We start from the raw sequence: 24,009 nt of genomic DNA, 5'->3' as shown, positions 1-24,009 counted from the left end.
CTTGACGGGGTCCCCCTACGGGTCCGTACATCTGGAGTCTGACGAGAAACCAGCCGTCAGGTCTGACGACCGGTGTGGCCCGCGCCACTACCGTCAATGACGTGACTGTCATTGCGACCGAAAGCCTGAGCAAGCGGTTCCCCCGGGTAACCGCACTTGACCGGCTCTCCTTGGACATCGGCCCCGGTGTGACCGGGCTGGTGGGCGCCAACGGAGCCGGCAAGTCCACGTTGATCAAGATCCTGCTGGGTCTGTCTCCCGCCACCGAGGGCCGGGCCGCGGTGCTCGGGCTCGATGTCTCGACCAGCGGCGCCGCCATCCGGGAACGGGTCGGCTACATGCCCGAGCACGACTGCCTGCCGCCCGACGTCTCGGCCACCGAGTTCGTCGTCCACATGGCCCGGATGTCCGGACTGCCGCCCACCGCGGCACGCGAACGCACCGCGGACACCCTGCGCCACGTCGGCCTGTACGAGGAGCGCTACCGCCCCATCGGCGGCTATTCGACCGGCATGAAACAGCGGGTGAAGCTGGCCCAGGCCCTGGTCCACGACCCGCAGCTGGTCCTCCTGGACGAGCCGACCAACGGCCTCGACCCGGTCGGCCGCGACGAGATGCTCAGCCTGATCCGGCGGGTGCACACCGACTTCGGCATCTCGGTCCTGGTCACCTCGCACCTCCTGGGCGAACTGGAACGCACCTGCGACCACGTCGTCGTCATCGACGGCGGAGCGCTCCTGCGCTCCAGCTCCACCAGCGACTTCACCCAGACCACCACGACCCTCGCGGTCGAGGTCACCGACAGCGACACCCACCCCAACGGGACCGACGCGCTGCGCCGCGCCCTCACGGACACCGGGATCAAGCTGGTGGGTCTCGACGGCCTGGACACGGAGGGGCTGCCGGGGGCGGGCCACATCCTGCTGATCGAGGCGACCGGCGAGGAGACGTACGACGTCGTCCGCGACAGCGTCGCCGGCCTGGGCCTCGGTCTCGTCCGGATGGAACAGCGACGCCACCACATCGCCGAGGTCTTCCGTACCGAAGAGGCACCGGCGGCGCAGGTCGTGGCGCAGACCGCGCCCGTGGCCGCCGGGGCCGTACAGCAGAAGGGGAGCGGTAGCGATGAGCACTGAGACCGGCGCCGCGACCGGGAGCGAGACCTCCCGGATCCACAACATCGGCTACCGCGCCTACGACGGCCCGCGCCTCGGCCGTGCGTACGCACGCCGCTCCCTCTACTCGCAGTCCCTGCGGGGTTCCTTCGGGCTCGGCCGTTCGGTCAAGTCCAAGGTGCTGCCCATGCTGCTGTTCGGCGTGATGTGCCTGGTCGCCGCGATCATCGTGGCCGTGGCCATCAACATCCCCGACTCGACGAAGCTGCCGGTCAAGTACACCTCCTACGCGATCTTCCTCCAGGCGGTCATCGGGCTGTTCCTCGCCTCGCAGGCACCGCAGTCGGTCTCCAGGGACCTCCGCTTCAAGAGCGTGCCGCTGTACTTCTCCCGGCCGATCGAGCGCGGCGACTACGTCATCGCCAAGTTCGCCGCCATGGCCTCCGCGCTCTTCGTGCTCACCGGCGCGCCGCTCGTCATCCTCTACGCCGGCGCACTGCTGGCGAAGTTCGACTTCGGCAACCAGACCAAGTGGTTCGCCCAGGGAATGGTGTCGGTGGCGCTGCTCTCCGTGCTCTTCGCCGGTCTCGGCCTGGTGATGGCCGCGCTCACCCCGCGCCGGGGCTTCGGCGTCGCCGCGGTGATCGCCGTGCTCACCATCTCCTACGGTGCCGTCTCCACCGTCCAGGGCATCGCCTGGTCGACGGGGTCCACCGGAGCCGTCCCGTGGCTGGGGCTGTTCTCCCCGATCACGCTGATCGACGGTGTGCAGACCGCGTTCCTCGGGGCCACCTCCGCCTTCCCCGGAGGGGAAGGCCCGGGGGCCGGCGCCGGTGTGGTCTATCTGATCGTTGTTCTCGCGCTCGTCGCCGGCTCGTACGCCGTACTGATGCGCCGCTACCGGAGGGTCGGGCTGTGACCACCATCGAGATCGACCACACCTCCCGCTGGTTCGGCAATGTGGTCGCCGTCAACGACGTGAGCATGACCGTGGGACCGGGCGTCACCGGTCTGCTGGGTCCCAACGGCGCGGGCAAGTCCACGCTGATCAACATGATGGCCGGATTCCTCGCCCCGTCGACGGGCACGGTCACGCTCGACGGCAAGGCGATCTGGCGCAACGAAGCCGTGTACCGCGCGATCGGCATCGTGCCCGAGCGGGAGGGCATGTACGACTTCCTGACCGGCCGCGAATTCGTGGTCGCCAACGCGGAACTGCACGGTCTCGGCGCCGCCGAGGCGGCTGCCTCGCTGGCCACGGTCCAGATGGAGTACGCGCAGGACCGCAAGATCTCGACGTACAGCAAGGGCATGCGCCAGCGCGTGAAGATGGCCTCGGCCCTGGTCCACGACCCGTCCGTGCTGCTGCTCGACGAGCCGTTCAACGGGATGGACCCGCGCCAGCGGATGCAGCTGATGGAACTGCTGCGACGGATGGGAGAAGAGGGCCGCACGGTGCTCTTCTCCTCGCACATCCTCGAAGAGGTCGAGCAACTCGCCTCGCACATCGAGGTGATCGTGGCCGGACGGCACGCGGCGTCCGGTGACTTCCGGAAGATCCGCCGGCTGATGACCGACCGCCCGCACCGCTATCTCGTACGGTCCAGCGACGACCGCGCGCTCGCCGCCGCGCTCATCGCCGACCCCTCGACGGCCGGGATCGAAGTGGACCTGAGTGAACAGGCCCTGCGCATCCAGGCGGTCGACTTCGTACGCTTCACCACGCTGCTGCCGAAGGTGGCACGCGAACAGGGCATCCGGCTGCTGACCGTTTCGCCGTCCGACGAATCCCTCGAATCGGTCTTTTCCTATCTCGTAGCGGCCTGAGTAGTGGCCGATAAGGAGCTGTGAAGCGTCATGTACGACCCCACAGTCGCCCGGCTCACCTACCGGGCCCTGCTCGGCCGGCGCCGGGCCGCCATCCTCTTCATCCTGCCCGCGCTGCTGGTGGTCATCGCCGTCGCGGTACGCGTGTTCGCCGGGGCCGATGACCAGGTCGCCTCGGACGTGCTGGGCGGTTTCGCCATCGCCACCATGGTTCCGCTGATCGGCGTGATCGCCGGAACGGGCGCCATCGGTCCGGAGATCGACGACGGCTCGATCGTCTATCTGCTGGCCAAGCCGGTGACCCGGCCGACGATCATCTTCACCAAGCTGATCGTGGCCATCGCCGTGACGATGGTGTTCTCGGCGGTGCCGACCCTGATCGCCGGCCTGATCCTCAACGGCAACGGCCAGCAGATCGCGGTGGCCTACACGATCGCCGCCCTGGTCGCCTCGATCGCCTACAGCGCGCTGTTCCTGCTCCTGGGCACGATCAGCCGGCACGCGGTGGTCCTCGGACTCGTCTACGCGCTGGTGTGGGAGGCCCTCTTCGGCAGCCTGGTCTCCGGTGCGCGCACGCTCAGCGTCCAGCAGTGGTCGCTCGCGGTGGCCGAGAAGATCGGCGGGGGCGGCGCCATCACCTCCGACGTCGGACTGCCGCTCGCGACGGTCCTGTTGATCGTGGTCACCGTGGCGGCGACCTGGTACGCGGGCCAGAAGCTGCGCACCCTCAAGCTCGCCGGCGAGGAGTGAGCACAGAGAGCCTGCGATACGACAGCCCCCGTCCGACGGACGGGGGCTGTCGCATGTCGGACAGTATTACGCGTAACTGTACGGATATCGGTTCGTTGTTCCGGATGCGTGGAGGCAACTGGAATCCGTGACGTCGAGCTTTCGTGAATTCGGGGAATGCCGATGCCGTGGGACACGCCTACGGGCGACACCCATCGGGTCGGCCATTGAGCAAGTGGCACCTGTGAGCGTCCTCCGCCCCCTGGGCCCGGGGAGAGGGCTGTCCCCCGTCGCTTTCACGATCGGAAGGCATGCTCATGCCCACGGAAGTCGCCCTGCTCGAATCGCGCGCGCTGCGCGTCGAGCAGATGGAGCGCGTCGACGCTCTCGACAAGGTGAAGAGCCTTGTCATGCTCCCGGACGGAATCCATGTCCGCACCGAGGACGTGGCCCGGTACTTCGAAGTATCCACAGCCTCTGTCAGGAGGCTCACCGACCGCCATCAGAGCGAGCTCATCGAGAATGGGATGCGGGTGCTGCGCGGCTCTGAGCTGCGCTCTTTCCATAGCGACATGGTGTCGCTATGGGGAGACGGGCAGGCGGAAAGTTATCCACAGGCGGCCACGCAGCTCCGTATCTACACCCGCAGGACCGTCCTCAACGTCGCGATGCTGCTCCGCGACAGCGACATCGCACGCTGCGTCCGTACGTATCTTCTCGACGCCGAGCAGGACCTGCGGGCGGGATACGCCTCGCTCGAACACCGCGTCACCCGGGTCGAAAGCTGCCTGGCCGGAGTCGGTACCGCTCTCCAGGAGCTGGGGCCCGTCCTCAGCCGGATGTCGTTCCGGCTCGACAGCCTCGACCGGAGGCTCGAGGTCACCCAGCAGGTGGTCGGTGCCATGAGCGTGCGGCTGGGCGGGGTGTCCGAGGACATCGTCCGGCTCGACGGGCGGATGGACGAGCTCGCGCGCGGGCTGAAGGATCTGAGCCGCCGCAACAGGAGCCGCTGAGAACCCTGATGTCCGGTGCCACGCGGCACCCGCCGCCCGTAAATGAGTGGCACCGGACATCGGGTGCGCGGCACAGTAGGCGGTACGGCACCCGCCGGGTACGGCACCACAGACCGGGAGAGGAGCGCGGCGATGACCGAGAGTCCGAGTCCGTCGAGCTCCCAGCAGGGCGTGCCCGAGCGGGCCGCGAAGTAGTCATCAGGGACTGCTCCGCCGAGCCGCTTCGCGCAACACGCCGGGGCGGCCGTTTCCCGCGCATCGCGCGCGGCCGCCCTCCCCCGGAGGATTGGCCGAGTGGTAAGGCAGCGGCTTGCTAAGCCGTCGTCGGGGGAAACCCCGCGCGCGTTCGATCCGCGCATCCTCCGCCTCGGGCAGCCGGCCCCTAGGACTGCTGGAGCAGCTGCTCCAGCACCACGGCGATCCCGTCGTCCTCGTTCGACGCGGTGACCTCGTGGGCCACGGCCTTGAGATCCTCGTGCGCGTTGGCCATGGCCACACCGTGTCGTGACCAGGCGAACATCGGGATGTCGTTCGGCATGTCACCAAAGGCGATCGTGTCCGCCGCCTTCACGCCCAGCCGGCGCGCGGCCAGCGAGAGACCGGTGGCCTTGCTGAGCCCGAGCGGCAGGATCTCCACGACCCCGGGGCCGGCCATGACCACGTCGACCAGATTGCCGACCGCCGCTCGCGCGGCCTTCGCCAGTGCGTCGTCGTCCAGATCCGGGTGCTGGACGTACACCTTGTTGAGCGGGGCCGCCCACATCTCGGCCGGGTCCTGCACGAAGAGGGCCGGCAGCGGACCCTCCTGCACGCGGTAGCCCGGACCGACCAGCACCTCGCCGTCCAGCCCGTCGCGGCTGGCCGCCAGCGCCAGCGGGCCGACCTCCGCCTCGATCTTGGACAGCGCGAGACCGGCGAGCTGCCGGTCCAGCGTCAGCGAGGTCAGCAGCTTGTGCTCGCCCGCGTGGTAGACCTGCGCGCCCTGGCCGCAGACCGCGAGGCCCTCGTAGCCCAGGTCGTCCAGGATGTGCCGGGTCCACGGGACCGCGCGGCCGGTGACGATGATGTGCGCGGCACCGGCCGCGGTGACCGCGGCCAGTGCCTCACGCGTGCGCCCGGAGACCGTGTGGTCCTCGCGCAGCAGGGTGCCGTCGAGGTCGGTCGCGACGAGCTTGTAGGGGAAGGTCACTTGGCGACCGGCTCCAGGACCTCACGCCCGCCCAGGTACGGACGGAGCACCTCGGGCACCCGTACCGAACCGTCGGCGAGCTGGTGGTTCTCCAGGATCGCCACGATGGTGCGCGGTACGGCGCAGAGCGTGCCGTTCAGCGTGGACAGGGGCTGGAGCACCTTCTTGCCGTCGCGGGTGTCACGCATCCGGACGGAGAGCCGGCGGGCCTGGAAACCGTCGCAGTTGGACGCGGAGGTCAGCTCGCGGTACTTGCCCTGGGTCGGGATCCACGCCTCGCAGTCGAACTTCCTGGAGGCCGAGGCCCCCAGGTCGCCGGTGGCGACATCGATCACCTGGAAGGGCAGCTCGAGAGCGGTGAGCCACTGCTTCTCCCAGTCCAGCAGGCGCTGGTGCTCGGCCTGGGCGTCCGCCGGGTCGACGTACGAGAACATCTCGACCTTGTCGAACTGGTGGACCCGGAAGATGCCACGGGTGTCCTTGCCGTACGTACCGGCTTCGCGGCGGAAGCACGGCGAGAAGCCGGCGTAGCGCAGCGGCAGCTTGTCCGCGTCGATGATCTCGTCCATGTGGTACGCCGCGAGCGGTACCTCGGAGGTGCCGACCAGGTAGAAGTCGTCCTTCTCCAGGTGGTACACGTTCTCCGAGGCCTGGCCGAGGAAACCGGTGCCCTCCATGGCGCGCGGGCGGACCAGCGCCGGGGTGAGCATCGGGATGAAGCCGGCCTCGGTGGCCTGGGCGATCGCCGCGTTGACGAGGGCGAGCTCCAGCAGCGCGCCGACGCCCGTCAGGTAGTAGAAGCGCGAGCCGGACACCTTGGCGCCGCGCTCCATGTCGATGGCGCCGAGCGCCTCGCCGAGCTCCAGGTGGTCCTTGGGCTCGAAGCCCTCGGCGCCGAAGTCGCGGATGGTGCCGTGCGTCTCCAGGACGACGAAGTCCTCCTCGCCGCCGACCGGCACGTCCTCGTGGACGATGTTGCCGAGCCGCAGCAGCAGGGACTTGGTCTCCTCGTCGGCCTCGCCCTGCGTCGCGTCGGCCGCCTTGACGTCGGCCTTGAGCTGCTCGGCCTTCTTCAGGAGCTCGGCGCGCTCCTCCGGAGAGGCCTTGGGGATGAGCTTGCCGAGCGATTTCTGCTCGGAACGGAGTTCGTCGAACCGAACCCCGGACGACCTGCGCCGCTCGTCGGCGGAGAGAAGGGCGTCGACGAGTGCGACGTCCTCTCCACGGGCGCGCTGGGAGGCGCGAACACGGTCGGGGTCCTCACGAAGCAGGCGAAGGTCAATCACCCCTCCAGGCTACCGGTGTCGGCTTCCGTAGCTCGAACCGATATGGACAAGCGTGTCACTTTGCCCGAATTGCCGGTATTGGTAATGCTGGGGAGGAATCCATGGCGCGCGTTTGGATGTCGGCGTCAATAAAGAGGCCCTATTCCCCTAAATGGGGCGGAAGGGTTCATGGGTCTTGACGTATCAGCCTTGCCCGGAAGGGGAGTTGGTCGTCACTTGTCCACAGGGAGGGCTAGTTCTCAAAAGTTATCCACAGGCTGTGAGGAAGATCTGTGGACATGGAGGAGATCATTCCGAAAGTGGCGTGAAGGCTCATGGAATCCCGCTTCAAACCCGCCCTGCAGGCTCGTTCGGGTGGGAATTGCTCGCTCTAAAGAGTTGATCAATGGAATTGGGGTGACAGGGGGCGTCCTGCTGGTCTGTGGATGGATCTGAGCGGACTGGGGCGATTTGTCGACCATGTCGCGTTGCGGTGTCGACTTGTCCCCAGGTCGAGACTCGCGCCTGTGGATAACTTTTCCCATGATGACAATCCGCTGATCGCACCGGAAGGGCGGGCGCGCGGAAGAGCGCGGAAGGGCAGGGGAGTGAGGGCGTACGGGTGTGACGGGACGAGGGCCGTCAGGCACGCCCGTCCTGGTTACGGGCCAGCCAGTCAGAGGCCACCGTGAACTCCGCGTCCGACGTACCCGGACGCAACGGGCGTACCTCCGCCGGCGTCACTCCGGCCCGCGGGTACGAGCCGAGGAAGCGGACGTTCGGGCAGATCCGCTTGAGCCCCATCAGCGCCTCGCCCACCCGGCGGTCGGAGATATGACCCTCGGCGTCCACCGCGAAGCAGTAGTTCCCGATGCCCGCGCCCGTCGGCCGGGACTGGATCAGCATCAGGTTCACCCCGCGCACCGCGAACTCCTGGAGCAGTTCGAGCAGTGCGCCGGGATGGTCGTCGCCCAGCCAGATGACCACCGACGTCTTGTCCGCACCGGTCGGCGCCGCCGGCCGGGCCGGGCGTCCCACGAGCACGAAACGGGTCTGGGCGTTCTCCGCGTCGTGGATCTCGGTCACCAGCGGTTCGAGCCCGTACGTCGCCGCGGCGAACTCACCCGCGAAGGCGGCGTCGTACCGCCCCTCCTGCACGAGCCGCGCACCGTCCGCGTTGGACGCCGCCGACTCCCATACGGCCTGCGGGAGATGGGCGGCCATCCAGTTGCGCACCTGCGGCTGTGCGGCCGGGTGAGCGGTGACCGTCTTGACGTCGGACAGCTTGGTACCGGGGCGTACGAGCAGCGCGAAGGTGATGGAGAGCAGCACCTCGCGGTAGATCATCAGCGGTTCACCGCTGGTCAGCTGGTCGAGGGTGGTGGTGATGCCGCCCTCGACGGAGTTCTCGATCGGTACGAGCGCCGCGGCGGCCGTGCCGTTCCGCACCGCGTCCAGGGCCGCCGGCACGGAGACCATCGGGACGAGCTCACGGGTGGCGGCTTCCGGGAGCGTACGGAGGGCGACCTCGGTGAAGGTGCCCTCTGGGCCGAGATAGGCGTAGCGCGTGGCGGACATACCGTCACCCTAATGCGCCGGGGTGGCTTGGGACTCCAGGACCAACGCGCCGTACTGGCTCAGGACTCCAGCAACCGCTGGCCCACGTACTCCCCGGCCGCCGCACCGCCCGGCACCGCGAAGAGGCCGCTCGCCTCGTGCCGGAGGAACGGCGACAGGGCGTCTCCCCGGTCGAGTTTGCGCTGTACCGGCACGAAGCCCCGCAGCGGATCCGCCTGCCAGCAGATGAACAGCAGTCCGGCGTCCGGGGTGCCGTCCGCGGCGATGCCGTCGTGGTACGAGAACGGGCGGCGGAGCATGGCCGCCCCGCTGTTGCGCTCGGGGGAGGAGATCCGGGCGTGGGCGTTGTCGGGGATCAGGAGTTTACCGTCGGGGCCCGCCTTGTTGAGATCCATGTCGGTGGTCTCGGTGCCGCCGCTCAGGGGGGCGCCGTCGGCCTTGCGCCTGCCGATGACCCGTTCCTGACGCTCGACCGGGAGCTTCTCCCAGTCGTCCAGCAGCATCCTGATCCGCCGGACGACCGCGTACGAGCCGCCGGCCAGCCATGCGTACGTCGCGTCACCGGCGCCGGACGGGACGAAGACACGGCGGTCGAAGTCGCTGTCGGCCGGTTTCGGATTACCGGTGCCGTCGATCTGGCCCATCAGATTGCGGGCGGTCATCGGCTTGGCGGTGGCTCCGGGGGTGCGGTTGAAGCCGTTCATCTGCCAGCGCACGGTGGCCGTCGAACCGGCCTCCTTCTGTACGGCCCGCAGCGCGTGGAACGCGACGAGTGCGTCGTCGGCGCCGATCTGCACCCAGAGATCGCCGTTGGAGCGGGCGCTGTCGAGGTGGTCGGCGGAGAACGGCGGCAGCGGGTCGAGTCCCGGTGGCCGGCGGCCGACCAGGCCCGTGCGTTCGAAGAAGGTGGCCCCGAAGCCGAAGGTGACGGTCAGCGAGGACGGCCCGGCATCCAGCGCGATGCCGGTGTCGTGCCCCGTGCCGTCCGCCGCGCCACCGGCGGTCGGCTCGCCGGCCATCAGCCGCTGCGCGGCCGTGGACCAGCGGCGCATCAGGGCGGCCGCCTCCTTCCGGCCCGCGCCGGGGGCCAGGTCGAAGGCGATGAGATGGCCGCTCGCCTGGAGCGGGGTGGTGATCCCCGGCTGATGTTTCCCGTGAAACATCACCTCGGAGGAGCCGACGGAGGTCAGCGCGGTCGGCGCCTCGTCCCGCGTCGCGGCGTAGCCGGCCGCACCGCCCGCCGCCCCGAGCACCAGCCCGGTGGCCCCGGCCACACCCGCGGTGCCGAGCAGCCGCCGCCGGGAGAGGCCGCCGGCGGGTGAGCCGGTTCCGTTGAGTGCGCTGCTCGAACCCTTCGAGCTGTTGGAACCTTTCGAGCTGCTGGAAGTGTGCGAGCTGCTTGAGGCGTTCGAGGCCTTCGAGGCGTTCGAAGTGTTTGCAGTGTTTCCGTTCACGATCCTGCTCAGCCGATCTTCACGTTCTTGTCGACCGTCGTCTGGTCGATGTCCGACGTCCGCACGGTGGCCGAGACGTTCCAGTCGCCCGCTATCGGGATCTGGACGCCGGTGGATGTCCAGTGCCCCTCGGTCAGCCGGACCGGGACCACCGGAAGGGGGCCGATGTCCTTGGACTTCAGGGTGAGGGCGAGCTTCACCTCGGGGACGTCCATGGCCTTCCCGTTGGCGTCGTCGATCCAGAGGTGGAGCACGTTGGTCCCGGTACGGCCGGGGTCGATGTCCATCCGGACCGTGCCCTTGCCGTTCTTGCCGCCGGTGTCGAAGGGCAGCGTGAGGTTGACGGGACCGCTCGCCGCGGGGGCGGCGGCCGCGTTCGACGTACGGGCCGCCTCCTCCTCGGTACGGCCGGGCTCGGTCGAGGTCAGGATGGTGGTCACCGCCAGCAGAGCCACCGCGACGCCGACTTCGGCCAGCACCGAGCGGCGGAGGCCGGAGCGGTCGGGGTCGGCATCACGCACCCTCTTCTTCTCGGCGGTTGCCACGGCGGCCTTCTGGCGGGCGAGCTGGACGGCCCGCGCCGGGTCCTGCGACTTCGGCTCCGGCTCCGGCTCCGGCTCGGGCGTGGGCGTGGGCGTGGACAGGGCCTCGGCGGTGGCTTCGGTTTCGGCCTCTGCGTCTGCGTCCGCCTCCGCCTCTGTCACCGGCGCCGTAGCTGTCACAGTCGTCTCATCCGTCGCAGCCGCCCCCGTGCCGGTGGCCAGCCTTCCCGTCCACCGGCGTGAGAACGATGCGACCCCGACGAGGACCGCGACGAGCCCCACCTTCACCAGCAGCAGCTGCCCGTACCCGGTATCGGTCAGCGCGGACCAGGAGCCGAGCTGGCGCCAGGACTGGTAGATCCCGGTGGCGGCCACCACGAGGACACTGCCGAACGCGATCCGGGAGAAGCGCCGTACGGCGTCGGCGGTGACGTCGGGGGTGCGGTACAGCGCGACCAGCAGGGCCGCGAGCCCGCCCAGCCAGGTCGCCACGGCCAGCAGGTGGAGCACGTCGACCGGCATGGCGATCCCCGGCTGGATGCCGGTCGACGCGTGCTCGGCGAGGGCCCACGTCCCGGCGATCCCGGCGGCGATGACCGCGCCGCCGATGGCCAGGCCGAAGGTGAGGTCCTTCTTCTCGCGTTCGTCCTCGCGCTTGGCGTACGCCCCGAACAGCACGGCGACGAACAGCGCACTGGCGCCGAGCAGCAGCAGCCGGGAGACGAGTGCGGCGCCGGGCTTCGTGTCGAGGACCGCCTTCAGCCCGTCGAGGTCGAAGGCGTCCGCGAGCTTCCCGGAACCGGTGTACGGGTTGCGCAGCAGCAGCATGGCGAGCGTGGCCGCGGTGATCGTCATCCAGCCGCGCACCACGAGGCGCTGGAGCGGGCGCGCGCCCGCCCCGCGCTGCCAGCAGGCCAGGACGAAGGCGGCGCCGCCCGCGAGCACGATGAAGCCGGCGTACGCGGCGTAGCGCGCGATCCCGTAGAGGGTCCCGACGAGGCCGCCCCCGGCCTCGCTGTCCGGGAGGGCGACGCTGGTCTCCGAGGGGGCGCCGATGGAGAAGGTGAAGGCGCCGGAGACCGGATGGCTGTCGGCGGAGACGGCCTGCCAGGCGACGGTGTACGTGCCGTCGGGGAGGCCGGTGTGCAGGGCGACGCCGTATTTCACGGTGGAGCCGCTGTGCAGATCGAGCGGGGCCGCCTCGGTGTCGGCGCGCTTGCCGTTGGGGTCCAGGATCCGGATGGAGCCCTCGCCCACGGCGACCTGCTCGGAGAAGGTCAGCGTGACCTGCTTGGGTGCGGTGTCGACCACCGCCCCGTCCTGTGGATCGCTCCCGGTGAGCGCGGCGTGAGCCGACGCGGGACCCGCGAACGCCAGCAGCAGACCGAACACCACGCCGACGAGAGCGGCGAGGAGTCCGGCCGCGGCGAGCGGCCGGCGTATGGCGGATACGGACGGGGGCGGCCCGAAGTGCGGGGCGGTGGCTGTCATGGTCTGTCAGTCCCTCACTGCTTCTTCGGGTTGTGGGTGGTCTCCTTCACGGGAAGGTCGATCCTGATGGGATCGGCCTTCTCGAAGTGCAGCTCCATGGACACCTTCTCGCCCTGCTTGGGCTGCTGCTTGAGCTTCATGAACATGATGTGGTTTCCACCGCGTTCCAGGTCCAGCTCGCCGCCCGCGGGTACCGCGAAGGACGTCACCATGCGCATCGCCTGGTTCTTCGTCTCGTGGATCGTGACGTCGTCAGAGAGCGGGCTGGTGACAGAGGTGAGCCGGTCGGAACTGCCGCCGCTGTTCTGCACGACGAGGAAGGCGGCCGCCATGTCGTTGACGGGCTGCGGCATGAACGCGCCGACGACCTTCAGTTCCGGCTCGCTGCCCGGGGAGGAGCACCCCGCCAGCGTCAGACCCGTGGAGAGGGCCAGGACGCCGGCGAGGGTGGTGCGGCGGTTCACGGCTTCTCCCCCTTGATGATCTTGGGGAGGTCCTTGGTGTAGTCGTCGGGCGTGGTGTCCTCGCTGTACAGCACGTACCCCTTGTCGGTCTTCGGGGAGAACGCCATGACCTGCGAGCCGTGCATCGAGACGATGGTGCCGTCCTTCTCCTTCTTCGGCGCGTCGATACCGATGCCCATCTGCCGGGCGCCCGCCTGGATGGTGGGGAAGTCGCCGGTGAGACCGGTGAAGGACGGGTCCTGGGACTTGAGCCAGCTGCCCAGCGAGGACGGGGTGTCCCGCTCGGGGTCCGTCGTGACGAAGACGACCTGCAGCTTGTCCCGGTCGGCCTCGGGCAGGGACTTCTTGGCGATCGCGATGTTGCTCATGATGAGCGGGCAGACGTCGGGGCAGTTGGTGTAGCCGAAGTAGACGAGCGTCGGCTTGCCCTTGGTCTTCTCACGCAGGTCGTACTTCTTTCCGTGGGTGTCGGTCAGGACGAGGTTCGGCTTGGTGAACGGATCGTCGAGCACCGTCGCGGCCTTGGTCTTCGTCTGCATCGAGACGTCGGTGATCGGCTTCTTGCTGTCGTTGTCACTGCCGCCGCAGGCGGACAGGGTGAGCGCGGCCGCGGCGACGAGCGCCGCGGCCAGCACAGACTTCTTAACCATGGAGCACTGATTCCTGATGGGTCGGTGGGGCGGGTGGGGCTTTAGGGCTCGTTGAGCTTTTGGTTCTTGTGGGGCTTGTGGAGGGTCAGACGGTGCGCCGACGCCCGGCCAGGACGCCGAAGGCGACACCGGCGACGCCGATGACGATGCCGACGATGCCGAGGACGCGGGCCGTGGTGTCGCTGGAGGACGCCGAAGCCGTCGTCGTCTCGTCCTTCGCCTGGTCCGCGGCAGCGTTCTTGTCGTCGGACCCGGCAGCCGCGGCGCCGTGCGCGTCGTCGGTGGCAGCCGTCAGCTTGAGGACCGGAGCGGGGCTCTCGGGCTCTTCCGCCCCGTCCTTCTGCTCCTCGATCCAGCGGACGACTTCCTTGTCGTCGTACGTCTGGATGGCCTTGAACACCAGCTGGTCGGCGTTCTCGGGGAGCTGGCCGACCGAGAGCGGGAACTGCTGGAAGCGGCCGGGCTCGATCTTGCCGCCGTCGGCGGTCCAGGTGACCTTGGAGACGGCCTCGTTGATCTTCTTGCCGTGCATGTCGAGCGGCTTGGCCAGCTTGCTCGTGGTGACGTCGATCTTCCAGCCGGGGATCGCCTGCGGCTGGACGGAGGCCAGCGGGTGGTCGGTCGGGAAATTGACCTCGAGCTTGGTCGTCGCGGCATCGTCGCGCTCGTTGGGGACCTTGAAGTTGATGACGGCGTAACCGCCCTTGGCGGCCTCGCCCTGCGGCTGGACGCTGACGTGGGCGGAGGCCGTACCGGCGAGGATCAGCACGGTGGACGCGGCGACGCCGCCGGCGAGGGCGATGCGGGAAACGTTCATGTCAGGGATCACTCCACAAAGCACGAAGGAAAGGTGCTCCGCCGCGCGGGTGCGCGACGGCATCGCGACACCTCTTCCCTCACGAGCGGCATGTCTGCGCCGCCCGCACCGGCACCGGAGAGGTGCCCGCGAGGGGGCGCGTGCATCGAGGAGGAGGGCGTCGCGTCAGGCTGCGAGAGCGAATACGGGCGGAGGCCCGCGCCTGATCACCATGTGCTGCAAGGGGTCCCCGGTGGCCGGGGCCGGTGCGTCCACGGCCGTACGCGGGATGCGCGGCCCGTTCGTCGGCCCGCCCGGAAGACCGGCGCGCAGGGCGGACACGAGGACGAGTGCCGCGCGCAGCGCCCGCAGCCGGGCTCCGGCCGCGATCTGCTGGGCGCCGTGCGCCGACAGCCGGGCGAGCCGGAACAGGGCGACCTCGCCGCGCCGCAGCAACCACCCGGTGGCCAGCGCCGCCAGCAGGTGACCGAGCAGCATGGGCAGGCTGGGGAACATTCCGGCGAGGCCGGCCGCTCCGGTGCCGAGCATGGCGTCGGACGGGGCGGCGGCCATGTGCTGATGGGCCTGCTCGGTCACCGACGCCGGGTCGATGCCCGCCGTGGTGACGATGCGATGGGCGTCGGCGGCGTTCAACTGCGCCGGGCCCGCGCCGCAGACGAGGCCGGCCGCGAACCGGATCAGCGAGTCGTCGCCGGCCGCGGGCTGTGGCGTCGCGGTGTGCGTACCGACACCGAAGAGCGTGTGCAGTGCGATCTGTCCGCCGGCCAGAGCCGCGGCGATCGACGGCAGCGAGCGTTCGCGTCCGGCCAGTGCCACCGCCACCGCGAGAATCCCGAGGAAGCCGGCGAGCAGGGTCCACCCGGGCACCGCCGCGCAGGCGGCCAGTGCGTGTCCGGCCGCGGACAACGCGACGCAGACCGCGGCGAACACCGCGGCCCTCAACAGCCGCAGACCGGCTCCGGCGCGTCCCACAGACCTAGACATGGCCGGGTCATCATCGCACTGCGCCCCCGGCAGCCGTACGGCAGGTCCGGAAGGTCACCTTCCGCCCGATTGGCTGCGGGCCGGGCTGTTGGGGATGGTTGCGGACGGGGTAGGAGCTGCTTTGTGGGCCGGGCATGCACAGGTGTGACGAGCCCGGGTATCCGCCGAATGAGCGGTCTCACATCCCGTCCGTGCTTACGAACGGCATCGGGCGGCAATACGTATCGGTATGTCGAGCCGCAGCCAGGAGGCTGGAGCATGAGCATTTGGTGGTCACTCCATCTGCGGCGCGAAGCTGCGAGCGTTCCGCTCGCCCGTCGTTTCCTGCTCGGCACCATGGAATCCGCGGGCGTGGACCCGGACGTCTCCTTCGACCTTTCGGTCGCGCTCAGCGAGGCCTGCGCGAACGCCGTCGAGCACGGCGGGGCCCGGGGCGGCCCGGACGATGCCGGGGAGAACTGGGACGCGTGGGACGCCTGGGAAGAGCCGTCCGGTACGGCCCGCGGGCAGTACCGGGTCACCGCATACCTGGACGGCGAGAAATGCCGTATCGAAGTCGCCGATTCAGGTCCCGGCTTCCCCGCCCGCCGCACACTTCGCGATGCCGCACAGCAACAGCAACCGCAGCACCAACAGCATGAACCGCAGCAGTACGAGCCACAGCCGTGCGAACTTCGGCAGTTCCAGCCGAAGCAGACCGGGCAGCAGGCCGGTCATCCGCCGCTCGCCGCCGAGAGCGGGCGTGGTCTCTGCCTGATCGAGCAGCTCGCCGACCACGTCCACTTCGGCAACCGGCCGGGGCGCGGCGGTGCGGTGGTCAGCTTCGACAAGATCCTGAAATGGCGGGAGGGCGCCCTGCTCATGGTGTCCTGAGCAGGGCGCCCTCCCGCGCGCGTCGACGGCCCTCGACGGGCCGGCGGCAGGTCAGCCCTTGAGCCGGGCCATCCAGGCCTCGACCTCGTCGGCCTGACGCGGCAGCTTGTCCGAGAGGTTCCGGTTGCCGTCCTCGGTGACGAGGATGTCGTCCTCGATCCGGACGCCGATGCCGCGGTACTCCTCGGGGACGGTCAGGTCGTCGGCCTGGAAGTAGAGACCGGGCTCGACGGTGAGGCACACCCCGGGCTCCAGCGTTCCGTTGACGTACGACTCCGTCCGCGCGGCGGCGCAGTCGTGGACGTCCATGCCGAGCATGTGACCGGTGCCGTGCAGGGTCCAGCGGCGCTGCAGACCCAGCTCCAGGACCTCGTCCACGGACCGGTCGCCGAGCAGACCCCACTCGACGAGCTTCTCGGTCAGGACGCGCTGCGCGGCGTCGTGGAAGTCACGGAAACCGGCGCCCGGCTTCACCGCCGCGATGCCGGCCTCCTGCGCCTCGTACACCGCGTCGTAGATCTTCCGCTGCAGCGGCGTGAACGTGCCGTTGATCGGAAGGGTGCGGGTCACATCGGCGGTGTAGAGGTCGTTGGTCTCCACGCCCGCGTCGAGCAGCAGCAGCTCGCCGGAGCGCACCGCGCCGTCGTTGCGCACCCAGTGCAGGGTGGTGGCGTGCGGGCCCGCGGCGCAGATCGAGCCGTAGCCGATGTCGTTGCCCTCGATGCGGGCGCGAAGGAAGAACGTTCCCTCGATGTAGCGCTCGCTCGTCGCCTCGGCCTTGTCGAGGACCTTCACGACGTCCTCGAAACCGCGCGCCGTGATGTCGCAGGCCTTCGCCAGCTCGGCGATCTCGAAGGCGTCCTTGACCACGCGCGCCTCGGAGAGGAAGACCCGCAGCTCCTCGTCGCGCTCCGCCGTGACCTTGTCGGTCAGCGCGGCCTCGATGCCGGCGTCGTGACCGCGGACGTTGCGGACCGGGCCGGTGGCCTCCGTCAGTGCGGCGGGCAGCTCCCGTACGTCCTTGGCCGGGATGCCGAGCAGCTGCTCGGCCTCGGTGAGGGAGTGACGGCGGCCGACCCACAGCTCGCCCTGGCCGTCGAGCCAGAACTCGCCGTTCTCACGGTTCGAGCGCGGCAGCAGATAGACGGTCGCCTCGTGGCCGCCGTCCTTCGGCTCCAGGACGAGGACGCCGTCCTGGGTCTGGTCGCCGGTGAGGTACGCGTACTCGGTGGAGGCGCGGAAGGCGTACTCGGTGTCATTGGAACGGGTCTTCAGCCGGCCCGCGGGAACGACCAGCCGCTCGCCGGGGAAGCGCGCGGAGAGCGCGGCGCGGCGGTCGGCGGTGTGCCCGGCCTGAGCGATCGGCTCGATTCCGTGCAGCTCGGTGTCGGCCCAACCGGACTTCATGCTCGCGGCGAGCTCGTCGGAGACGCCCGGGTACAGGCCGTTCTTCCGCTGCTTGACCGGCTCTGCCTCTTCGGTCTCCGGGTTCTCCGGGGTGAGCTCCTCAGACACGTTCTGTCTCTCCTTGATACGACACTGGGCCCCCTCCATCGTACGGGCGTACGGAAGGGGGCCCAGGGCCGGAAGACCTCTTACCCGGAGTGCCCGGGCCCGGCCGGGACGGCGCGGCGGCAGCGGGGCGGTGCGGCGGTGGGTGCGGCGGGGCGGCTCAGTCGAACCGCGCGGCCAGCAGGACCACGTCCTCCGTGTCGTCACCCTGCTCGGGGCCGTCGGGGAGCACGGTGCGCAGCACGTGGTCGGCGACCGACGCGGCGTCGTGGCGCAGCGCCCTGGGGACGCTCGCCGCCGCCGAGTGCAGCCGGGTGAACGCCCGGTCCATCGAGTCCCCGGCCCGGCGCAGCAGGCCGTCGGTGTACAGCAGTACGGTCTCGCCGGGCGCCGGGGCGATCTCCACGCTCGGCGCCTCCCAGCAGGCGAGCATGCCCAGCGGCGCGGACAGGGTCGTCTCGACGTACTCGGTGCGCCGGTCGCCGATGATCAGCGGCGGGGCGTGCCCGGCCCCGGCCAGCAGGATCTTGCGGCGGGCCGGTTCGCAGTAGGCGAACAGCGCGGTCGCGGAACGGGCGGGTTCGGTCAGCCGCAGCAGCAGTTCGAGATCGGAGAGTACGGCGACGGGGTCCTCGCCCTCCATCACCGCGTACGCCCGCAGACCGGCCCGCAGCCTGCCCATCGCGGCCAGGGCGCTCGGCCCGGAGCCGCTCACCGAGCCGACGGCGAGCCCGAGCGCACCCTCCGGGAGGGCCAGCGCGTCGAACCAGTCGTTGCCGCCCTGCGGTGCGGCGTGATGGCGTACGGCCAGCTCCACGCCGGGGATCCGGGGCATCCGGCTCGGCAGGAGCTCCTCGGTGACGGTGGCGACATCGGTTCTGGCCCGTTCCAGTTCCAGCAGCCGGGCCAGGTGTTCGGCGGCGTACCCGGTGTACAGGCCCACCAGGTGGCGCTGACGTTCCAGCGGCTCGGCGGGTTCGTCGTAGAGCCAGACGGCGGCGGCGAGCCGGCCGGTCCGGTCGGTGGCGATCGGCAGGGCGTAGCTGGCGGCGTAGCCGAGCCGGGCGGCGACCTCACGCCTGCGGGGGTCCAGGCCGGTGTCGCCGAGCAGATCGGGGGTGGTCAGCGGGCCTTCGGGGGTGGGCAGACCTTCCAGGATGCGTCCGTAGGACGTGGCGCTGCGCGGCACCGTCTCGATCTGGCCGAGTTCCGCGTGGGCCAGTCCGAGGCCGATGGTGCTGACGGGGCCGCGGCGGTCGGACGGTTCGAACGCGATCAGCCCGCGGCGGGCTCCCACCAGAGCGGCTCCGGCGTCGAGCAGCTCGTGAAGTGCGTCGTCCAGGCTGTTGGTTCTGGCCAGCCGCTCGGTGAGCTCGTGCAGCGTGGTGAGGTCGGAGACCCAGCCCGCCAGACGGTCCTGGATGAAGGCACTGGGGGCGGCGGGCACCTCGGAGAGAGGCCCGTCAGTGTGCGTCGAAACCGGAACTGTGGGGTCGATTCCAGCCACTTTCGGCAGGTGCGGGGCGCTCATGGTCGCCAGCTTTCCGACTGGTGTGTTTCGTCGAATAGCATCGCAAACCCCCATGTCATTCTGCGCCGCTATCAATGCATCCACATGTACACGCACAAGTAAGGCGATGTCCAGCATTGTCCCCACGGGATTTGTGGTGTCCAAGTGATAACCAACTTGGCCAAAAAACGCACCCTGTGGCAGCTATTTGCGGTCGACTGGGTCTGCTTGGCAGGGGGTCTCCTCGGGGTGAAGCCTCGAGGGGGAGCGTCATTCCGGGCATGCTGGGTACGTAATCGGTAGATGACCAGGGGCGGTTCCGACCGCCTCCGGAACCTGGCAGCGAGCCCGGACGTCCTCATCTGTGACGGCCACGCCCCACCCCCGAGTGGCGAGGCTGTACGCACGGACGGCAGGCGCGACACACGCCCTGCACCTCGCCACGATTTCGACTGGAACCGGCTCGATTCGGCTCAGCACAGCTCACGCTCGGTAGCGACGACCAACCCGTACCGCAGGCTCGACGAGCATATACACACAGTGAAGTTCCGCACACGCGATGTGACGCACGCGTGGTGTGATGTGGACCCTCGGCGTTCAACGGAAAGGAACGAGCGCTCATGCGCGAGATCCTCGGAAGGCGACGCAGGCTCCGGCTCCGGGACAGGCCCGCCCAGCTCGACGCGGCACTGACCTGTGCCACCGAGTGGCAGTGGCCGGTACTCCCGGGAGTGGGACTGCAGGCGGCCGACGGCCGCGGCGAGCGCGGCTGCGCCTGCCCCGACCCCGAGTGCGCCGTACCAGGCGCGCACCCCTTCGATCCCGGACTGCTCGCGGCAACCACCGACCCGCGGATGGTGCGCTGGTGGTGGACGAACCGGCCCACCGCGCCGGTCGTGCTGGCCACCGGCGGGCCGGCGCCGTGCGCACTGAGCCTGCCGGCGGCCGTCGGCGCGGGCGCACTGGCCGAACTCGACCGGATGGGGGTGCGGCTGGGCCCCGTGGTGGCGACGCCGACCCGGTGGTCGCTGCTGGTCGCCCCGTACACCCTCGAACGGCTCGGTGAGCTGCTGCACGCCCAGGACTGGGTGCCCAGTTCGCTGCGGTTCCACGGCGAGGGCGGCTATCTCCTCCTTCCGCCGTCCGAGACGGGCACGGGGCAGGTGCGCTGGGAGCGGGCGCCGGCCCGCGTCTCCCGGCTGCGGCTGACCGGTGGAGCGCCCGTCGCGGCGGCCGCCTCGCCGTGGTTGCCGGATGTGGGAGCGGTTCTGGACGCGCTGGTCGAAGCGAGCAACAGTGCGCCGGACGGTGGAAGCCGGCTCGCCTACTGACGGCCGGGCGGCCGCAGTGCAAAGTGCGATGGTGCAATAGCGTTCGGCGGTCGGCTTTCTGATGCCCCTTCCGAAATGTGTGCGAAGAATGTTCGGGCTTCTCTTTCGGGAATCGCTCGGGGCGTTGTCCCGGGCGCAGTCCGGGCTTGATTCGGGCTTGATTCGAGCTTGATTCGGGCGCCGTTCGAGGGCAGTTCGGGCGCCGCCGCGGTTGCTTTGCGGCCGTATTCCGGCAGGAGTCGCATTCCTGCGGGTGTTCGGAGGTTCGGATGACGACTCCGGCCACCGTTCGCCGACGCCACCGTTCTCCGTCCGACGCCGGGGGTCCTGCGGCTGCCCCCGGGCCCCGGGGCCGTGCGGCGTCGCTGCGGGGCCGGGATCCTGTGGGGCCGGAGCCAATCCGGTTCCGTCCGGGTCGGGTTGGCGCAGGCCCGTGGCCGATGCTGCCCGCTCGGCCGGGCGTCGTCCGGAGATGTGGGGAGCCGTCTGGAGCCGTCGGCGGGCCGGGTGGGCCGATGGCGAGGCTTGCTTCACTGGGGGGCTCGTCCGGGGACCTGCGTCAGGTCTGTGCGCGGTTCATGCGCCGTGCGGTGCGCCATGGGCGCCGTACCCGGAAATGAGGATGCCCGATCGCTGGCGACGGGGGATGCACCAGCGACCGGGCTTCTAGAACGGTAACAAGAGATCTGCCGTTCGCAAATTCGATCTCACGTATTCGGACAGCGATTTACCTGTCAGTACGGCGAGTTGTGACGCGAGTCACCGTACGGTCCGGGTAGTGGTCACTGTCAGCTGAGCGTCACCTGGCGGTTGGTGAGCCCGCCGCGTGCCCGGCGCTCCTCGGGAGTGAGAGGCGCGTCCGAAGCGAGCGCCGTGGCCAGCCGCTCCGCGAACACCGCGGCGGGCTTCTCGCACTCCTCGGCGCCCATCTCGCTCGGCAGGTCCCAGACCGGGACCATCAGGCCGTGCGCGCGGAAGGAACCGACCAGCCGGGTCCCCTCGCCGAGGGACGAGACTCCGGCGGCGTGCAGCCGGGCGAGAGCGTCGAGGAGCTGCTCCTCGGGGTGCGGCATGACCCACCGGAGGTGGTTCTTCTCCGGTGTCTCGCACCAGTACGCGGCGTCCACCCCGGTGAGCAGGACGGTCGGGATCGCGGCGTCGTTCGCACGCTCCAGGGAGGCGGACACCTCGGCCGTGGCGTTCTCCGCGTCCGGCACCCAGAACTCGAAGCCTGAGTGCACGACGGGCGCGAACGGCGCGTCCGGGTCCAGGACATCCTGCAGCCGGGGCCCGTCGGCCGGAACGCGCCGGGCGGCCACGGGCGAACCGGGCTCGGTCTCCAGCGCTCGCTGCAGGGTGTCCGCGAGGTCCCGGCTGAGGTCACCGGAAGAGGTGTCGTTCTGCAGGGCGAGCAGAACCGATCCGTCGTCGCGGCGCAGCGCGGGCCAGGCCATCGGGAGCACGGTCGCGAGCGTCACGGACGGCACGCCCTCGGGCAGCCCGCCCTTCAGCGTCAGCTCGACCGTGGCGGCGGGGACCAGCTCGCGCAGCGCGACCCAGTCGCATTCGCCGGTCAGTCCCTCGAAGGGACGCTGGACCAGCTCGGTGACGGCCTGGGCGGCGGCGCGGCCGTGGCAGGCCTTGTAACGGCGGCCCGAACCGCACGGGCAGGGCTCGCGAGCCCCGACCACCGGGATCTCGCCGTCCTTGAGTTGCTGCTTCCCGGCCTTGGTCTGAGGGCGCTTCTTGGCCATGGTGGGCTTTCTCCCGGTTGCGACGGTTGAGACAGTGCGGTCTGGGCCGCGAGCCTAGCCGCCCGTGCGGTGTCCGGGGTGCAGCTGCCCCAGCTGCCTGCGGGTACGGGCGCGGGAACGCCGCTCTCCCGGTGCGACTTCCCGGCTGCGGGACCGCTGCGCTGCCTCGGCCGCAGCGACACGTCGGCCCGTATGGCTTCGCCCGGGTCAGCCCACGTCGTCGAAGGCGCCGGCGAGATCCAGCCCGTCGAGCTCCGGTACGCCGGATACCACGGTCGAGCTCGGCAGTGCGGTCGCGCTCGGTACCGCGGTCGCGCCGGGTGCCTGTCCGTTGACCCGTCCGTTGCCTCGTGCGCCAGGTCGGCCGTCGGGGCGGCCTGGTCCCTCGTTGACCAGCACCCAGACCGTGACCTCGCCGGACGAGTCGTCGCGTACGCCCCACTTCTCGGCGAGCGCGCTGATGATGTTGAGCCCTCGGCCGCCGCGAGCGGTGACCGAGGGAGTGGCCGGAACCGGCCGGGTCGGACCGCCTCCGTCCGTCACCTCGACGGTCAGCCCGCCCGTTCTGTCGACGCACCACGCGGCGCGTACGTCGCCCTCTCCCACATCGCTCTGCCGGCCCAGCGGCCTGCCGTGCCGACAGGCATTGCTGAGCAGTTCGGAAAGGATCAACACAGCATCGTCGACGACCGAATCCGACACCCCGTGACTGCGCAACTGCTCACGCATCCGGTGTCGTGCCTGACCCACGCCCGCAGGGCCATGGGGAACGGCCATGCTCGACGACGTGGGCACTTCCTGTGCCACCACCAACGCCACCCCCGAGACCTCCTTTGCCCCACGCCACGGAGTGGATGCCCCCCTGGGCTGGGCCGGAAACCGGCCAATGGTCTGCCAGTGACGCACTCGTAACGATCGAGTACACCCCGAGTGCGCCGGTGCACTCCCTGTCACAGATATGAAGACCGACCAGCATATGTACCGGTCGGTCTAGGAGCGTCCCAGTTGCGCCAGGACCTGTTTCGGGCGGTTTGTGATGATCGCCTCCACTCCGAGCCGGATGCAGAGGTCGACGTCCTCCGGTTCGTTGACCGTCCAGACGTGGGCCCGGTGTCCCGCGCGGTGCAGGCGGTCGATGTAGCCCGGGTGGCTGCGCACGATCCGCATCCCGGGGCCGGCGATCCGGGCGCCCGCCGGCAGGCGCCCGTCGCGCAGTCGCGGCGAGACGAACTGCATCAGGTAGACGGTGGGCAGATCCGGCGCGGCGTCCTGGATGCGGTGCAGGGAGCGGGCCGAGAAGCTCATGATGCGGACCGGTGAGGGGCCGTCGGCCGGCGGTGCGTCGAGCTCGAACCGCTTCAGCAGATGCAGCAGCCGCTCCTCGACCTGGCCCGCCCAGCGGGTCGGGTGCTTGGTCTCGATGGCCAGCTGGAGCGGACGCCCGGCGGCTCTCGTCTCGACGAGCAGTTCGAGCAGCCGTTCCAGGGTCAGTACGGAGGTGAGCTCGCCCGGCACCGGGTCCCAGTCCGGGGACTCCGACCCCTCGCGGTCCTTCCACGAGCCGAAGTCGAGCGCGGCGAGCTCGGAGAGCTCCAGGGCGGAGACCGCGCCGCGACCGTTGGACGTACGGTTCACCCGGCGGTCGTGCACGCATACGAGATGGCCGTCGGCGGTGAGCCGTACGTCGCACTCCAGGGCGTCGGCGCCGTCCTCGATCGCCTTTCGGTACGCGGCCAGGGTGTGCTCGGGGGCGTCGTCGGACGCGCCTCGGTGCGCGATGACCTGGATGGGATGCTGCGTGGTGTGCTGCTGCCGTGCTTGGGTCACCGCGTCATGGTGTCACCGGCGGGACCGCGGGCGCGAACCCTGCGAGGTGGGACCGTTTTGTCCGATGTAAAGACCCGTGCGCGG

The 24,009-nt window shown here is 69.9% G+C and carries 21 protein-coding genes and 1 tRNA gene; 8 read left to right on the top strand and 14 right to left on the bottom strand.

The window, feature by feature from the left end; translation table 11 throughout:
- The first annotated feature begins 101 nt into the window (after positions 1-101).
- The 6 genes from ACIQM0_RS29635 (at position 102) to ACIQM0_RS29610 (ending at position 5,049) form a co-directional block, all read left to right on the top strand.
- Positions 102-1,136, top strand: a complete 1,035-nt coding sequence (locus ACIQM0_RS29635; RefSeq protein ID WP_401292404.1) for an ABC transporter ATP-binding protein — start codon at positions 102-104, stop codon at positions 1,134-1,136.
- The gene (locus ACIQM0_RS29630; protein WP_401292402.1) at positions 1,126-2,034 is read left to right on the top strand and encodes an ABC transporter permease; all 909 of its coding nucleotides are present in this window, start codon (positions 1,126-1,128) and stop codon (positions 2,032-2,034) included. The genes ACIQM0_RS29635 and ACIQM0_RS29630 overlap by 11 nt, the downstream gene beginning before the upstream one ends.
- A complete protein-coding gene (locus tag ACIQM0_RS29625; protein WP_363022949.1) occupies positions 2,031-2,942 on the top strand; it encodes an ABC transporter ATP-binding protein in 912 nt (303 codons plus the stop codon). The genes ACIQM0_RS29630 and ACIQM0_RS29625 overlap by 4 nt, the downstream gene beginning before the upstream one ends.
- Positions 2,943-2,972: 30 nt before the next feature.
- Positions 2,973-3,692, top strand: a complete 720-nt coding sequence (locus ACIQM0_RS29620) for an ABC transporter permease (RefSeq protein ID WP_401292399.1) — start codon at positions 2,973-2,975, stop codon at positions 3,690-3,692.
- A gap of 296 nt (positions 3,693-3,988) precedes the next feature.
- Positions 3,989-4,684, top strand: coding sequence for a hypothetical protein (locus tag ACIQM0_RS29615; RefSeq protein WP_401292695.1), 696 nt, complete (start codon positions 3,989-3,991; stop codon positions 4,682-4,684).
- A 280-nt stretch (positions 4,685-4,964) separates the two neighbouring features.
- Positions 4,965-5,049: transfer RNA gene (locus ACIQM0_RS29610), tRNA-Ser, on the top strand.
- Positions 5,050-5,066: 17 nt separating this feature from the next.
- Here ACIQM0_RS29610 and ACIQM0_RS29605 read toward each other — a convergent pair.
- The 9 genes from ACIQM0_RS29605 to ACIQM0_RS29565 all read right to left on the bottom strand — a co-directional run bounded on the left by ACIQM0_RS29605 (position 5,067) and on the right by ACIQM0_RS29565 (position 15,118).
- Positions 5,067-5,873, bottom strand: a complete 807-nt coding sequence (locus tag ACIQM0_RS29605) for an HAD family hydrolase (protein WP_401292398.1) — start codon at positions 5,871-5,873, stop codon at positions 5,067-5,069.
- Positions 5,870-7,159 (bottom strand): serine--tRNA ligase, encoded by a 1,290-nt coding sequence (gene serS / locus ACIQM0_RS29600; protein WP_401292396.1) that lies wholly within the window; start codon positions 7,157-7,159, stop codon positions 5,870-5,872. Before serS ends, ACIQM0_RS29605 begins: the two co-directional genes overlap by 4 nt.
- 621 nt (positions 7,160-7,780) lie before the next feature.
- Entirely contained in the window at positions 7,781-8,716 is a 936-nt protein-coding gene (gene pheA, locus ACIQM0_RS29595) for a prephenate dehydratase (RefSeq protein WP_401292394.1), read from the bottom strand.
- A 59-nt stretch (positions 8,717-8,775) separates the two neighbouring features.
- Positions 8,776-10,170 carry an iron uptake transporter deferrochelatase/peroxidase subunit gene (efeB, locus tag ACIQM0_RS29590; protein WP_401292392.1) on the bottom strand — a complete coding sequence of 465 codons (1,395 nt, stop codon included), beginning with the start codon at positions 10,168-10,170 and terminating at the stop codon, positions 8,776-8,778.
- A gap of 8 nt (positions 10,171-10,178) precedes the next feature.
- Positions 10,179-12,203 carry a copper resistance CopC/CopD family protein gene (locus ACIQM0_RS29585; RefSeq protein ID WP_401292390.1) on the bottom strand — a complete coding sequence of 675 codons (2,025 nt, stop codon included), beginning with the start codon at positions 12,201-12,203 and terminating at the stop codon, positions 10,179-10,181.
- A 14-nt stretch (positions 12,204-12,217) separates the two neighbouring features.
- On the bottom strand, positions 12,218-12,667 hold the full coding sequence (locus ACIQM0_RS29580) for a copper chaperone PCu(A)C (protein WP_401292388.1): 450 nt from the start codon (positions 12,665-12,667) through the stop codon (positions 12,218-12,220).
- The gene (locus ACIQM0_RS29575) at positions 12,664-13,317 is read right to left on the bottom strand and encodes an SCO family protein (RefSeq protein ID WP_401292385.1); all 654 of its coding nucleotides are present in this window, start codon (positions 13,315-13,317) and stop codon (positions 12,664-12,666) included. The genes ACIQM0_RS29580 and ACIQM0_RS29575 overlap by 4 nt, the downstream gene beginning before the upstream one ends.
- Positions 13,318-13,402: 85 nt before the next feature.
- Entirely contained in the window at positions 13,403-14,134 is a 732-nt protein-coding gene (locus tag ACIQM0_RS29570; protein WP_401292382.1) for a YcnI family protein, read from the bottom strand.
- Between the two features lie 165 nt (positions 14,135-14,299).
- Positions 14,300-15,118, bottom strand: a complete 819-nt coding sequence (locus ACIQM0_RS29565; RefSeq protein ID WP_401292380.1) for a hypothetical protein — start codon at positions 15,116-15,118, stop codon at positions 14,300-14,302.
- 258 nt (positions 15,119-15,376) lie between these two features.
- Here ACIQM0_RS29565 and ACIQM0_RS29560 point away from each other — a divergent pair, with 258 nt between their 5' ends.
- The gene (locus ACIQM0_RS29560) at positions 15,377-15,991 is read left to right on the top strand and encodes an ATP-binding protein (protein ID WP_401292377.1); all 615 of its coding nucleotides are present in this window, start codon (positions 15,377-15,379) and stop codon (positions 15,989-15,991) included.
- A gap of 51 nt (positions 15,992-16,042) precedes the next feature.
- Here ACIQM0_RS29560 and ACIQM0_RS29555 read toward each other — a convergent pair whose 3' ends face one another.
- The gene (locus ACIQM0_RS29555) at positions 16,043-17,506 is read right to left on the bottom strand and encodes an aminopeptidase P family protein (RefSeq protein ID WP_401292374.1); all 1,464 of its coding nucleotides are present in this window, start codon (positions 17,504-17,506) and stop codon (positions 16,043-16,045) included.
- Between the two features lie 157 nt (positions 17,507-17,663).
- On the bottom strand, positions 17,664-19,151 hold the full coding sequence (locus ACIQM0_RS29550; protein WP_401292371.1) for a PP2C family protein-serine/threonine phosphatase: 1,488 nt from the start codon (positions 19,149-19,151) through the stop codon (positions 17,664-17,666).
- 482 nt (positions 19,152-19,633) lie between these two features.
- Here ACIQM0_RS29550 and ACIQM0_RS29545 point away from each other — a divergent pair, with 482 nt between their 5' ends.
- Positions 19,634-20,344 carry a bifunctional DNA primase/polymerase gene (locus ACIQM0_RS29545; RefSeq protein ID WP_363022972.1) on the top strand — a complete coding sequence of 237 codons (711 nt, stop codon included), beginning with the start codon at positions 19,634-19,636 and terminating at the stop codon, positions 20,342-20,344.
- Positions 20,345-21,132: 788 nt separating this feature from the next.
- Here ACIQM0_RS29545 and ACIQM0_RS29540 read toward each other — a convergent pair.
- The 3 genes from ACIQM0_RS29540 to ACIQM0_RS29530 all read right to left on the bottom strand — a co-directional run bounded on the left by ACIQM0_RS29540 (position 21,133) and on the right by ACIQM0_RS29530 (position 23,925).
- Positions 21,133-22,098: a DUF5926 family protein gene (locus tag ACIQM0_RS29540; RefSeq protein WP_401292367.1), complete on the bottom strand. Its 966-nt coding sequence runs from the start codon at positions 22,096-22,098 to the stop codon at positions 21,133-21,135.
- A gap of 207 nt (positions 22,099-22,305) precedes the next feature.
- A complete protein-coding gene (locus ACIQM0_RS29535; protein ID WP_401292364.1) occupies positions 22,306-23,004 on the bottom strand; it encodes an ATP-binding protein in 699 nt (232 codons plus the stop codon).
- 84 nt (positions 23,005-23,088) lie between these two features.
- A complete protein-coding gene (locus ACIQM0_RS29530; RefSeq protein ID WP_401292362.1) occupies positions 23,089-23,925 on the bottom strand; it encodes a glycerophosphodiester phosphodiesterase in 837 nt (278 codons plus the stop codon).
- Positions 23,926-24,009: the final 84 nt, after the last annotated feature.

It is taken from the genome of Streptomyces sp. NPDC091387, from assembly GCF_044756945.1.
Classification (GTDB): domain Bacteria; phylum Actinomycetota; class Actinomycetes; order Streptomycetales; family Streptomycetaceae; genus Streptomyces.
This window is presented reverse-complemented; position numbering and strand designations above follow the sequence as displayed.

Bases quoted from the DNA above. Each gene is read 5' to 3' on its own strand.
- ACIQM0_RS29630 (WP_401292402.1), top strand. From the start codon at position 1,126: ATGAGCACTGAGACCGGCGCCGCGACCGGGAGCGAGACCTCCCGGATC.
- ACIQM0_RS29565 (WP_401292380.1), bottom strand. From the start codon at position 15,118: ATGTCTAGGTCTGTGGGACGCGCCGGAGCCGGTCTGCGGCTGTTGAGG.
- ACIQM0_RS29570 (WP_401292382.1), bottom strand. From the start codon at position 14,134: ATGAACGTTTCCCGCATCGCCCTCGCCGGCGGCGTCGCCGCGTCCACC.
- ACIQM0_RS29615 (WP_401292695.1), top strand. From the start codon at position 3,989: ATGCCCACGGAAGTCGCCCTGCTCGAATCGCGCGCGCTGCGCGTCGAG.
- ACIQM0_RS29550 (WP_401292371.1), bottom strand. From the start codon at position 19,151: ATGCTGGACATCGCCTTACTTGTGCGTGTACATGTGGATGCATTGATA.
- ACIQM0_RS29540 (WP_401292367.1), bottom strand. From the start codon at position 22,098: ATGGCCAAGAAGCGCCCTCAGACCAAGGCCGGGAAGCAGCAACTCAAG.
- ACIQM0_RS29585 (WP_401292390.1), bottom strand. From the start codon at position 12,203: ATGACAGCCACCGCCCCGCACTTCGGGCCGCCCCCGTCCGTATCCGCC.
- pheA (WP_401292394.1), bottom strand. From the start codon at position 8,716: ATGTCCGCCACGCGCTACGCCTATCTCGGCCCAGAGGGCACCTTCACC.
- ACIQM0_RS29620 (WP_401292399.1), top strand. From the start codon at position 2,973: ATGTACGACCCCACAGTCGCCCGGCTCACCTACCGGGCCCTGCTCGGC.
- ACIQM0_RS29560 (WP_401292377.1), top strand. From the start codon at position 15,377: ATGAGCATTTGGTGGTCACTCCATCTGCGGCGCGAAGCTGCGAGCGTT.
- ACIQM0_RS29575 (WP_401292385.1), bottom strand. From the start codon at position 13,317: ATGGTTAAGAAGTCTGTGCTGGCCGCGGCGCTCGTCGCCGCGGCCGCG.
- ACIQM0_RS29545 (WP_363022972.1), top strand. From the start codon at position 19,634: ATGCGCGAGATCCTCGGAAGGCGACGCAGGCTCCGGCTCCGGGACAGG.